The sequence below is a fragment of the Pseudomonas sp. QL9 genome, from assembly GCF_041409665.1.
GTDB lineage: Bacteria > Pseudomonadota > Gammaproteobacteria > Pseudomonadales > Pseudomonadaceae > Pseudomonas > Pseudomonas knackmussii.
The window spans coordinates 5,784,496-5,796,647 of sequence record NZ_CP166971.1 but is presented as its reverse complement, the minus strand read 5'-3'; the positions used below and the strand labels follow the sequence as shown (position 1 = coordinate 5,796,647).

The following is a 12,152-nucleotide window of genomic DNA, read 5'->3' as shown; positions in this document are numbered from 1 at the left end:
CTCATGGGCGGTCAGGGCTTGGCGTCGGCGAGGTGGCACTGGCTTTCCGGCGCATCCAGTCCGAGGCTGTCGAGTTCGCTGTCGGGGTGCAGGAAGCCTTCCTGCGGCGAGGTGCTGACCAGCGCGCGCGGCTGCACCAGTTCGATGGGCTGGCGCAGCTGGCCGTCCCAGGGGCGGTAGCTGAGCCGATAGCCCTTGAAACCGTCCAGCGGCAGGTCGGGCGACAGCGCCAGGGCGCGGATCGCCATCGGCTCGGCGTTGCGCAGGCGCGTCACCGCACTGGCCACGCTGCGCACGGCGACCCAGGCGGCGAAGTCGCGGTCGTTCATCCAGCGCTTGGCGTGTTCCTCGAAGCGCTTCTGCAACTGTGCCGCGCCGAAGGTCTCGACGGTCTTGTGCCAGCCCGTGGCGACCAGCCCCTGGGTGCCGGCCACCGGGCGCGGGAGCCAGGTGTTGAAGGGCACGTACTCGCCGAAGTCACCGTGCTCGTCGGCCACCAGCACGACGTCGTAGTCGTCGCCGCTCTGGGTGAACAGCGGCATGTCCGCCTGGGCGCTGCGGCGCTGGTCGTTGGCGAAGGTGAAGGCCTTTTCCTCGACGATCTTCGCGCCGAAACGCTTGGCCGACTGGCGCAGCGCGGCGGCGTAAGCCTTGTCTTCGGGGCGCTGGCCGACCACCAGCAGCCAGCGCGTCCACTTGCGCAGCACCAGGAACTGGGTCAGGGCGTCGGTCAGCATCAGGCGGCTGGGCAGGGTCTGCAGCACGTTGAGCGGGCACTTGTCGGCGCGCAGCTCGTCGTCGGCGGCGCCGGCATTGAACAGCAGGCTGTCCGGCAGCGCGGCGGCGAGCTGGCGCAGGTTGTCGGCCGGGGCGTTGACCACGAACAGGCGCAGGCCCTGGTCGTGCTGCTTGCGCGCTTCGTCCAGCAGCGCCTGCGGGTCCTTGGCGACGGCCGAAACCAGGCTGTAGTGGTGCTTGAGGAAGCGTCCGGTGGTGTTGCTGTCGTCGATCGCAAGCTCTGCGCCGCGCAGGCCGGCGTCGCTCGGCTCGGGGATGATGTTCGACAGCAGCGGGCCAGGGTCGGGCGTGTAGCCGAGGTAGCCGACGCGCACTTCGAGGGCCACCGGGGTGTCGTCGGCGCGGGCGTCGAGGCTGAGCAGGGCGGCGCAGGCTACGGCCAGCAGGTAGGCCACGCCGTGCAGGGCGAACTGGCGCATGGGCGACTCCGTTGTTCTTGTGTCGCCAGCATAGGAACGCCGCCAAGGCGCGGGAAATATGCAGAAAGTACCGTTGAGGCGCTACCAAGGTAGTAGTTGGCCGGGCGAGCGCGCGTCCTAGGATGGCGGCACAACAACAAGGAAAACAGGAACCGCCGCCATGCGTATCGTCGTCACCCTGGCTCTTCCCCTGCTGCTGATCCTCAGCCTGCTCGGCTTCGATTTCTTCTACGAATTGAACGGCCGGGCAAACCCGCCGGTCGCCTGCGCCCCGGGCCAGCCCTGCCGCGTCGCGCCCTGAGTCCATCGCCTGCGTATCCCTCCCTTGTCGCGCCCCGGGCGGGCGCGCCGCGCTCGCCATGCCTGGGCGTATTCCGCGCGGGGCTACCGCCGCCCTAGTACCAAGGGAGTAGGCGGCAACACCCAAAGCAGCATTCGAGGCCCGGGCCGCCGTTCCTAACATGGTCGACGAGCGCCGAGCAGTGCGCGTGCCTTGTCCTTTCCCCTCAGAGGAATGAAGTAATGAACAACAAGAACTCCTTTCGCGGTCTGATGCTCCTGGCTGGCCTGGGCGCCTCGGCGCTGGTCCTGGCGCATGGCAACGTGACCCCGCAAGCGGTCGACACCAAGGGACTCGAACCGCTGGGCACGCAATGGCGCGACACCAACCCCTACCGCGAGCCCTACGCCAACCACAAGCTGGCGGTGGAGATCGGCGCCTCGGCCTACACCCAGAACTGCGCCCGCTGCCACGGCCTGGAAGCCAAGTCCGGCGGCATCGCCCCCGACCTGCGCAAGCTGGACCTGGGCGCCGATGGCGACGAGTGGTTCAAGGAGCGGGTGATCAACGGCGCGGTACGCGACGGCGCCGTGTACATGCCGAAGATGGCCGACTACATCAGCCAGGAAGGTCTGTGGGCCATCCGCAGCTACCTGGAAAGCGTCCACGTCGACGAGTGATGCCGCCATGCGCCTGCCCCGTCTGCTGTGCTGCCTGCTCCTGCTGCCGCTCCTGTGGCTGGGGCAGGCCCAGGCCAAGGTCCGGCCCTACGACGACATGGTCGCCTCGGGTGTGCTCCGGGTCGCCGTGTACGACAAGTTCCCACCCTACAGCTTCCAGCAGGACGGGCAGCCGCGCGGGGTCGACGTCGACCTGGCGAAGCGCCTGGCCGAGGGGCTCGGCCTGCGCGCCGAGTTCCTCTGGATGGTGCCCGGCGAAAGCCTGGACGACGACCTGCGCAACTTCATCTGGAAGGGGCACTACCTGCGTCCGGGTGTGGTCGCCGACCTGATGCTGCGGGTGCCTTACGACCGCAACTACTCCAATAAGCGCAACGACGTCGGCGAGCTGGCGAACGCTCAGGTGGTGATGTTCGGTCCTTACCAGTGCGAGCGCTGGCAGGTGGTCCATGACGCCCGGCGCTTGCCGCAGGTGAGCAGCATCGCGGCGTTTCGCGAGCACCGCATCGGCGTCGAGCTGGACAGCGTGCCGTCGTTCTACCTCGGCTCGGTGCTGGGCGGGCAGCTCAGCGCCATGACCGTGCACTTCCCCAGTACCCAGGAAGCCTTCGACGCCATGCGCGCCGGCAAGGTGGACGCGGTCATGGCCCTGCGCGGCGAGCTGGACTGGATGCGCGCCCAGGCCCATGACGAGCAGTTGAAGAACGCCGAGAACACCTATCCGAACCTCGGCGAGCCGGCCTGGGACATCGGCATGGCGGTCCACGAGAGCAACCGCCAGTTGTCCAACGCCATCGACGGCGAGTTGGAGGACCTGGTCCATAGCGGCGAGTTGGAGAAGCTCTATGCCGGCTACGGCTTGCGCTACGAACTGCCGGAGTTCTACCAGGACACGCAATGAAGCCCAGGGAGGCGCGATGCACCGACGAACGCTGCTGTTCGGCCTGTGGGGCCTGCCGCTGCTGGCGGTAGCGGCAGAGGGCGATCCGATGCCCTCGGTGATGTGGGATTACCACCACAAGCGCCTGCTCGGCGGCGAGCCCTTCGTCTTCGACGAGCGGGTGAAGCTGGGCGTGCCGCCGTTCGCCGAGGATTCGCGGCAGGTGCCAGTGGAGGTGGACGCGCGGCAGCTGCCGGGGCGGTTCGAGCGCCTGCTGCTGTGGGCCGAGCTCAATCCCATCCCCCATGTGCTGACCCTCTATCCGGGCCAGAACCTGGAAGCCTGGCTGGCCGTGCGCATCCGCATCGAGCAGGCCACGCCGATCCGCGCCGCGCTGCGGGGTGAAGACGGTGTATGGCACGTCGGTTCGGCCTGGGTCGATGCCGCCGGCGGCGGCTGCACGGCGCCCAGCGTGGTGCGCGCGCAACCGGGCTGGGAAGACCGCCTCGGCCAGGTGCGCGGCGGGCAGTTCTCCCGTGGCCCGGATACGCGGCTGCGCTTGACCGTCGAGCACCCGATGGACAACGGCCTGGTCGCCGGCATCCCGCCGTTCTACCTCGACCACGCCGAGCTGCGTACGCCAGAAGGCGAGGTCCTGGCGCGCCTGGAACTGTTCCCGGCGCTCAGCGAGAACCCCAGCTTCAGCTTCCTCCTGCGCGGCCATCCGCACGCGCGGTTGTTCCTGCACGACAACAACGGCAATGAGTTCGAGGCCGGGCTGTAGCGCGGCCGTTGCGCTGGCGAGGTGTCCATGCGTTACCTGCTGATCTTTCTCCTGCTGCTTTGCACGCAGGTATTCGCCGACCTGGAATACCGGCTGCAGCCCCGGCTCATCGCCGCCGACACCTGGCTGGTGGAGGGCTCCACCGGCAACTTCGCCAAGGAAAACGGCGGCAATATCGTCAACGTCGCCTTCATCGACACCGGCGACGGCGTGCTGGTGATCGATACCGGCCCGTCGAAACGCTACGGCGAAGCATTGCGTCGGGTGATCGCGCAAACCACCGGCAAGCCGGTGAAGCGAGTGCTGCTGACCCACCATCACCCGGATCACGTACTCGGCAACCAGGCCTTCGCCGACGTGCCCATAGGCGCGCTGGCCGGCACCGCCAAACTGCTGAAGGAGCAGGGCAACGCCATGGCGGAGAACATGTACCGCCTGGTCGGCGACTGGATGCGCGGCACCGAAGTGCGGCTGCCGGACCAGGTGGTGGAGCCGGGCACCCTACAGCTGGGCACGCACCGCCTGCGTCTGCTTGGCCTGCGCGGCCATACCGGCGCCGACCTGGCGATCCTCGACGAGACCACGGGCGTGCTGTTCGCCGGCGACCTGGTGTTCTACCAGCGCGCCCTGACCACACCGAACAGTCCCGGCCTGGACGTATGGCTGGCCGATCTCGACACCCTGCAGGCGCTGCCGTGGAAGCTCATCGTGCCTGGTCATGGTCCGGTTGCCAGCGACGCCGCGCCCTTCGCCCAGATGCGTGACTACCTGGGCTGGCTCGACACGGTGATGCGCGGGGGCACCCGCCAAGGCGCGGACATGAACGACCTGCTGCGCACCCCGATTCCCGAGCGCTTCGCCGGTATCAGCCTGACCCGCTATGAACTGATCCGCAGCATCAGTCACCTCTACCCGCGCTACGAACGGCAGGCGCTGCCGCGCATCGATGGGCAATGACGCCCCAAATCCCTGGGTCCCCGCGTTCGCGGGGATGACGGATGAGGGGCGAGCGCTCGATTCGATCTCATCAATCCCCCTCGGGTATCCATACAGTGTTGCTACCAAGCCCTGTAGGGCGAATAACCCCAAGGGGGTTATCCGCCGCCTGCCCGCGAATCACGGAAGAGAGCAGCTCGGTATTGCTACCAAGGAACTAGAGAATTCGATAAAGCGGTCAATAGGCGGCCCCGGCGGGGCGGCGAAGAATTTGCGGCAGACCGGGAAAACGTCCCGGGTACAACAACAAACCCGCAGAGGTCGCCGCCATGAGACAAGCAGGTCCCACCCCATCCTTCGCGCGCACCGCGCTCTTCGCCGCACTGGCCCTGGCCAGCCTGGGGGCCCGCGCCGGGGTCACCGACCAGGACATTTCCGACAGCGCCAAGCGCACCGACCAGGTCGTGGTCAACGGCATGAACCAGCAGGGCCAGCGCTTCAGCCCGCTGAAGGTGCTCAACAGCGAAAACGTCAAGGAACTGCGCCCGGTGTGGGCGCTGTCCTTCGGCGGCGAGAAGCAGCGCGGCCAACAGGCGCAGCCGCTGGTCAAGGACGGGGTGATGTACGTCAGCGCTTCCTACTCGCGGGTGTTCGCCGCCGACGCGCACACCGGCCGCAAGCTCTGGGAGTACGACGCGCGCCTGCCCGACGCGATCATGCCCTGCTGTGACGTGATCAACCGGGGCGTGGCCCTGTACGGCGATCTGGTGATCTTCGGCACCCTCGACGCCAAGCTGGTGGCGCTGAACAAGGACACCGGCAAGGTGGTGTGGAAGAAGACCGTGGCCGACTACAAGGAAGGCTACTCGATCTCCGCGGCGCCGCTGATCGCCAAGGGCAAGCTGATCACCGGCGTGGCCGGCGGCGAGTTCGGCGTGGTCGGCAAGATCGAGGCCTACGACCCCACCAACGGCAACCTGCTCTGGTCGCGTCCGACCGTCGAAGGCCACATGGGCTACGTCTACAAGGACGGCAAGGCCGTGGAGAACGGCATCTCCGGCGGCGAGGCGGGCAAAACCTGGCCGGGCGACCTGTGGAAGACCGGCGGCGCCGCGCCCTGGCTGGGCGGCTACTACGATCCGAGCACCGATTCGCTGTTCATCGGCACCGGCAACCCCTCGCCGTGGAACTCGCACCTGCGTCCGGGCGACAACCTGTTCTCTTCCTCGCGCCTGGCGCTGAACCCGGAAGACGGCTCGATCAAGTGGCACTTCCAGACCACCCCGCACGACGGCTGGGACTTCGACGGCGTCAACGAGCTGGTGTCCTTCGACTACAAGGACGGCGGCAAGACCATCAAGGCGGCGGCCACCGCCGACCGCAACGGCTTCTTCTACGTGCTCGACCGCACCAACGGCAAGTTCCTGCGCGGCTTCCCCTTCGTCGACAAGGTCACCTGGGCCAAGGGCCTGGACAAGGACGGCCGGCCGATCTACGACGACGCCCACCGTCCGGGCGCGCCGGGCGCCGACGCCAAGGGCACCTCGGTGTTCGTCGCGCCGTCCTTCCTCGGCGGCAAGAACTGGATGCCCATGGCCTACAGCCAGGACACCGGGCTGTTCTACGTGCCGTCCAACGAGTGGGGCATGGACATGTGGAACGAGAACGTCACCTACAAGAAGGGCGCCGCCTACCTGGGCGCCGGCTTCACCATCAAGCCGCTGAACGAGAAGTACATCGGCGTGCTGCGCGCCATCGATCCGAAGACCGGCAAGCAGGTCTGGCGCTACGAGAACTACGCGCCGCTGTGGGGCGGCGTGCTGGCGACCCACGGCAACCTGGTGTTCACCGGCAACCCGGAGGGCTACCTGATGGCCTTCGACGCCAAGACCGGCAAGAAACTCTACGAGTTCAACACCGGCTCGGGCGTGATCGGCTCGCCGATTACCTGGGAGATGGACGGCGAGCAGTACGTCAGCGTGCTCTCCGGCTGGGGCGGCGCGGTGCCGCTGTGGGGCGGCGAGGTGGCCAAGCGCATCAAGGACCTCGACCAGGGCGGCATGATCTGGACCTTCAAGCTGCCGAAGGACCAGGTGGCCAAGCGCTGATCGACGTGTGAGCCAAGCAAAGGCCGGCCAGAGTGCCGGCCTTTGCTTTTCTATCTTCGTAGGGGCCCGGCATCTACTACCAAATGAGTAGGCCCTCGCTCCCATGGGCGAATGTCGGACAGGGCAGGGCGCTGCCTAAGATCGCGGCATGGCCCGGCCTTGGTGCGCCGGGATGCCACAGGAGAGTTTCGCGATGATCTACGCCCCCCCAGGAACCATTGGCTCCGTCGTCACCCTCAAACCGCGCTACGGCAACTTCATCGGTGGCGAGTTCGTCGCGCCGGTGCTCGGCCAGTACTTCACCAACACCTCGCCGGTGAATGGCCAGGCGATCGCCGAGTTCCCGCGCTCCACCGCCGAGGACGTCGAGCGCGCCCTCGATGCCGCGCACGCCGCCGCCGACGCCTGGGGCCGCACCCCGGTGCAGGAGCGCTCCAACATCCTGCTGAAGATCGCCGACCGCATCGAGCAGAACCTCGAGCAACTGGCCGTGGCCGAAACCTGGGACAACGGCAAGGCCGTGCGCGAAACGCTGAACGCCGACGTGCCCCTGGCGGCCGACCACTTCCGCTACTTCGCCGGCTGCATCCGCGCCCAGGAAGGCGGCGCCGCCGAGATCAACGACACCACCGTCGCCTATCACATCCACGAGCCGCTGGGCGTGGTCGGGCAGATCATCCCGTGGAACTTCCCGCTGCTGATGGCCGCCTGGAAACTCGCCCCGGCACTGGCCGCCGGCAACTGCATCGTGCTCAAGCCGGCCGAGCAGACCCCGCTGTCGATCATGCTGCTGGCCGAGATCATCGGCGACCTGCTGCCGCCGGGCGTGCTCAACATCGTCCAGGGCTTCGGCCGCGAAGCCGGCCAGGCGCTGGCCACCAGCAAGCGCATCGCCAAGATCGCCTTCACCGGCTCGACCCCGGTGGGCTCGCACATCCTCCACTGCGCCGCCGAGAACATCATCCCGAGCACCGTGGAGCTGGGCGGCAAGAGCCCGAACATCTTCTTCGAAGACATCATGAAGGCCGAGCCCGCCTTCATCGAGAAGGCCGCCGAAGGCCTGGTGCTGGCGTACTTCAACCAGGGCGAGGTGTGCACCTGCCCATCCCGTGCACTGGTGCAGGAATCGATCTTCGAGCCGTTCATGGCCGAGGTGATGAAGAAGATCGCCCAGATCAAGCGCGGCAACCCGCTGGATACCGATGTCATGGTCGGCGCCCAGGCGTCGCAGCAGCAGTTCGAGAAGATCCTCTCCTATCTCGATATCGCCCAGAACGAGGGCGCGCAGCTGCTGGCAGGCGGCCAGGTCGAGCGCCTGGAGGGCGACCTCGCCAGCGGTTACTACATCCAGCCGACCCTGCTCAAGGGCCACAACGGCATGCGGGTGTTCCAGGAAGAAATCTTTGGCCCGGTGGTCGGCGTCACCACCTTCAAGGACGAAGCCGAGGCCCTGGCCATTGCCAACGACACCGAGTTCGGCCTGGGCGCCGGCGTTTGGACCCGCGACATCAACCGCGCCTGGCGCATGGGCCGCGGCATCAAGGCTGGTCGCGTATGGACCAACTGCTACCACCTGTACCCGGCGCACGCCGCCTTCGGTGGCTACAAGAAGTCCGGCGTGGGTCGCGAGACCCACAAGATGATGCTCGACCACTACCAGCAGACCAAGAACCTGCTGGTGAGCTACGACGTCAATCCGCTGGGCTTCTTCTGAGGCCGGCGCTGAGGCGGGAAGGGCGCGGGGGGTAGGCACCCGCGCGTCATTCCATCGTTGCTCGAACGAAGCGGCCGGCGGATATCCCCCATCTGTCCGCGGGCCGGTTCCTTCGCTCGGGCGCTTGTGCCGTTTTCTTTCGAGACGCCCGATCGGGCGACCCGCATGCGCCACTCCCACCTCCGGGCGCGGCGGGGCTGTCGAACGCGACTCCGGTCGCGTTTTTTGTTTTCCGCCGGCACCAGCGGACCCCTACCAAATCAGGGGCAAAACTCCTTCGAAAGTATCATTCGGGCCCCTGGGCGCCGGTGGTTAACTCGAATTGCCGGAATACACCGGCGCACAAGAAGAGGACAACTCCATGTGGACCAAGCCTAGCTTCACCGACCTGCGCCTTGGCTTCGAAGTCACCCTGTACTTCGCCAACCGCTGATCCACCCGGCCCCGTTCCAGCGGGGCCTCCAGCCCACGGGGCACGACCATGCACATCAGGATTCTCGGATCGGCCGCCGGTGGCGGCTTCCCCCAGTGGAACTGCAACTGCCGCAATTGCAGCGGCGTGCGCAATGGCAGCATCAGGGCGCAACCGCGCACCCAGTCGTCCATCGCGCTGTCCGACGACGGCGAAAGCTGGATTCTCTGCAACGCCTCGCCGGACATCCGTGCGCAGCTCGCCGCCTTCCCATCCCTGCAACCCGGCCGCAAGCCACGCGATACGGCCATCGGCGCGATCCTCCTGCTGGACAGCCAGATCGACCATTGCACCGGGCTGCTGAGCCTGCGCGAAGGCTGCCCGCATGAGGTCTGGTGCACGGAGATGGTCCACCAGGACCTGTCGACCGGCTTCCCGCTGTTCAACATGCTGCAGCACTGGAACGGCGGCCTGCGCCACCAGCTGATCGAACTGGATTGCGTGCCTTTCCAGATTCCCGCCTGCCCGCGCCTGCGCTTCACCGCCATCCCGCTGCGCAGCGCCGCGCCGCCGTACTCGCCGCACCGCAACGACCCGCATCCGGGCGACAACATCGGCCTGTTCGTCGAGGACCTGCACAGCGGCGGGGCGCTCTTCTACGCCCCCGGCCTGGGCCAGGTGGACGAGGGCCTGCTCGAGTGGATGCGCCGGGCCGACTGCCTGCTGGTGGACGGCACCCTGTGGCACGACGACGAGATGCGCCGCTGCGAAGTGGGCGACAAGCTCGGCAGCGAGATGGGTCACCTGGCCCAGAGCGGGCCGGGCGGCATGCTCGAGGTATTCGAGCAGGTGCCCGGTCCGCGCAAGGTGCTCATCCACATCAACAACACCAATCCCATCCTCGACTCGACCTCGCCCGAACGCGCCGAATTGGACACGCGCGGCATCGAGGTGGCCTTCGATGGCATGGCCATTCACCTGTAGAGGGACTGCGCGATGAACCGCGACGCCATGAGCCCCGCCGAATTCGAGCAGGCGCTGCGCGCCAGGGGCGCCTGCTACCACATCCACCACCCGTTCCATGTGGCCATGTACGAAGGCCGCTCGACCCGCGAGCAGATCCAGGGCTGGGTGGCCAACCGCTTCTACTACCAGCTGAACATCCCGCTGAAGGATGCGGCCATCCTCGCCAACTGCCCGGACCGCGAGACCCGCCGCGAGTGGATACAACGCATCCTCGACCACGACGGCCGCCCCGGCGAACCCGGCGGCATCGAGGCCTGGCTGCGCCTGGCCGAAGCCGTTGGCCTGGACCGCGAGCAGGTGCTGTCGCAGGAGCTGGTGCTGCCCGGTGTGCGCTTCGCCGTGGACGCCTACGTCAACTTCGCCCGCCGCGCCAGCTGGCAGGAAGCGGCGAGCAGCTCGCTGACCGAACTCTTCGCCCCGCAGATCCACCAGTCGCGGCTGGACAGCTGGCCGCAGCACTACCCGTGGATCGACGCGGCCGGCTACGACTACTTCCGCAGCCGCCTGTCCCAGGCCCGGCGCGATGTCGAGCACGGCCTGCGCATCACCCTCGAGCACTACCGCACCCGCGAGGCCCAGGAACGCATGCTGGAAATCCTGCAATTCAAGCTCGACGTGCTCTGGAGCATGCTCGACGCCATGAGCATGGCCTACGAGCTGGACCGCCCGCCGTACCACACGGTGACCCGCGAGCGCGTCTGGCACAGGGGGCTGCTGTGATGAGCCAGACATCGCTGGACCGCGTGCCGTCGATTCGTCGCGGCTTCCGCCTGCAGTTCGAACCCGCCCAGGGCTGCCACGTGCTGCTGTACCCGGAGGGCATGGTCAAGCTCAATGACAGCGCCGGGGAAATCCTCCAGCGCATCGACGGCCGCCGCGACCTGGCCTCGATCATCGAGGAGCTGCGCGCGAGCTTCCCCGGCGTGCCGGGCATCGACGAAGACATCCTGGCGTTCATCGAGGTGGCCCATGCGCAATTCTGGATCGAGCTGCACTGACACCGCCGGCCCGCCGCTCTGGCTGCTGGCGGAGCTGACCTACCGCTGCCCGCTGCAGTGCCCGTACTGCTCCAACCCGCTGGACTTCGCGCGGCAGGGCGGCGAGCTTTCCACCGCCGAGTGGATCGAAGTGTTCCGCCAGGCGCGTGAGCTTGGCGCCGCGCAGCTGGGCTTTTCCGGTGGCGAACCCTTGCTGCGCCAGGACCTCGCCGAGCTGATAGGCGCGGCGCGCGGGCTGGGCTTCTACACCAACCTGATCACCTCCGGCATCGGCCTGGACGAGGCGCGCCTGGCGCAGTTCGCCGACGCCGGGCTGGACCATATCCAGATCAGCTTCCAGGCCGCCGACGAGGAGGTGAACAACCTGCTCGCCGGCTCACGCAAGGCGTTCGCCCAGAAGCTGGCGATGGCCCGCGCGGTGAAGGCGCACGGCTATCCGATGGTGCTGAACTTCGTCACCCACCGGCACAACATCGACAACATCGAACGCATCATCGAACTCTGCATCGAGCTGGAGGCCGACTTCGTCGAACTCGCCACCTGCCAGTTCTACGGCTGGGCCGAGCTCAACCGCGCCGGGCTCCTGCCGACCCGCGCGCAGCTGGAGCGCGCCGAGCGCATCACCAACGAATACCGCGAGCGCCTGGCCGCCGCCGGCAACCCGTGCAAGCTGATCTTCGTCACCCCCGACTACTACGAGGAGCGCCCCAAGGCCTGCATGGGCGGCTGGGCCAGCGTGTTCCTCGACGTCACGCCCGACGGTACCGCGCTGCCGTGCCACAGCGCACGCCAGCTGCCGGTGAAATTCCCCAACGTGCGCGAGCACAGCCTGCAGCACATCTGGTACGAGTCTTTCGGCTTCAACCGCTATCGCGGCGACGCCTGGATGCCAGAGCCTTGCCGCACCTGCGACGAGAAGGATCGCGATCATGGTGGCTGCCGCTGCCAGGCGTTCATGCTCACCGGCGATGCCGATGCCACCGACCCGGTCTGCGCCAAGTCGGCCCACCACGGGCTGATCCTCGACGCGCGCCGCCAGGCCGAGGAGGCCCCGCTGGGGCTGGATCAGCTCACCTGGCGTAACGTCCGCGCCTCGCAACTGATCTGCAAGGCCTGA

13 protein-coding genes are annotated in these 12,152 nt (G+C 67.4%); 12 read left to right on the top strand and 1 reads right to left on the bottom strand.

Translation table 11 applies throughout. From position 1 onward, the window contains the following. Positions 1-11 precede the first annotated feature (11 nt). The gene (locus ACA097_RS26935) at positions 12-1,217 is read right to left on the bottom strand and encodes an ABC transporter substrate-binding protein (protein WP_371367298.1); all 1,206 of its coding nucleotides are present in this window, start codon (positions 1,215-1,217) and stop codon (positions 12-14) included. 160 nt (positions 1,218-1,377) lie between these two features. On the opposite strand from ACA097_RS26935, the gene ACA097_RS26930 reads away from it, so the two are divergent. The 12 genes from ACA097_RS26930 (at position 1,378) to pqqE (ending at position 12,152) form a co-directional block, all read left to right on the top strand. Beyond that, positions 1,378-1,518 (top strand): hypothetical protein, encoded by a 141-nt coding sequence (locus ACA097_RS26930; protein WP_167333367.1) that lies wholly within the window; start codon positions 1,378-1,380, stop codon positions 1,516-1,518. A gap of 221 nt (positions 1,519-1,739) precedes the next feature. Further along, on the top strand, positions 1,740-2,177 hold the full coding sequence (pedF, locus tag ACA097_RS26925) for a cytochrome c-550 PedF (protein ID WP_043252507.1): 438 nt from the start codon (positions 1,740-1,742) through the stop codon (positions 2,175-2,177). A gap of 7 nt (positions 2,178-2,184) precedes the next feature. Beyond that, on the top strand, positions 2,185-3,078 hold the full coding sequence (locus tag ACA097_RS26920; protein WP_371367295.1) for a substrate-binding periplasmic protein: 894 nt from the start codon (positions 2,185-2,187) through the stop codon (positions 3,076-3,078). 16 nt (positions 3,079-3,094) lie between these two features. Further along, positions 3,095-3,841 (top strand): quinoprotein dehydrogenase-associated SoxYZ-like carrier, encoded by a 747-nt coding sequence (locus tag ACA097_RS26915; RefSeq protein ID WP_371367293.1) that lies wholly within the window; start codon positions 3,095-3,097, stop codon positions 3,839-3,841. 27 nt (positions 3,842-3,868) lie between these two features. Next, complete coding sequence (locus ACA097_RS26910) at positions 3,869-4,798, top strand: quinoprotein relay system zinc metallohydrolase 1 (RefSeq protein ID WP_371367291.1); 930 nt, start codon at positions 3,869-3,871, stop codon at positions 4,796-4,798. A 308-nt stretch (positions 4,799-5,106) separates the two neighbouring features. Further along, positions 5,107-6,885, top strand: coding sequence for a methanol/ethanol family PQQ-dependent dehydrogenase (locus tag ACA097_RS26905; protein ID WP_371367289.1), 1,779 nt, complete (start codon positions 5,107-5,109; stop codon positions 6,883-6,885). Between the two features lie 193 nt (positions 6,886-7,078). Further along, positions 7,079-8,599: an aldehyde dehydrogenase family protein gene (locus tag ACA097_RS26900; RefSeq protein ID WP_371367287.1), complete on the top strand. Its 1,521-nt coding sequence runs from the start codon at positions 7,079-7,081 to the stop codon at positions 8,597-8,599. 361 nt (positions 8,600-8,960) lie between these two features. Beyond that, positions 8,961-9,032, top strand: coding sequence for a pyrroloquinoline quinone precursor peptide PqqA (pqqA, locus tag ACA097_RS26895; protein ID WP_003106462.1), 72 nt, complete (start codon positions 8,961-8,963; stop codon positions 9,030-9,032). 48 nt (positions 9,033-9,080) lie between these two features. After that, entirely contained in the window at positions 9,081-9,995 is a 915-nt protein-coding gene (pqqB, locus tag ACA097_RS26890) for a pyrroloquinoline quinone biosynthesis protein PqqB (RefSeq protein WP_371367285.1), read from the top strand. 12 nt (positions 9,996-10,007) lie between these two features. Next, a complete protein-coding gene (gene pqqC, locus ACA097_RS26885) occupies positions 10,008-10,757 on the top strand; it encodes a pyrroloquinoline-quinone synthase PqqC (protein ID WP_371367283.1) in 750 nt (249 codons plus the stop codon). After that, positions 10,757-11,035, top strand: a complete 279-nt coding sequence (pqqD, locus tag ACA097_RS26880) for a pyrroloquinoline quinone biosynthesis peptide chaperone PqqD (RefSeq protein ID WP_371367281.1) — start codon at positions 10,757-10,759, stop codon at positions 11,033-11,035. Before pqqC ends, pqqD begins: the two co-directional genes overlap by 1 nt. Then, the gene (gene pqqE / locus ACA097_RS26875) at positions 11,007-12,152 is read left to right on the top strand and encodes a pyrroloquinoline quinone biosynthesis protein PqqE (protein ID WP_371367279.1); all 1,146 of its coding nucleotides are present in this window, start codon (positions 11,007-11,009) and stop codon (positions 12,150-12,152) included. Before pqqD ends, pqqE begins: the two co-directional genes overlap by 29 nt.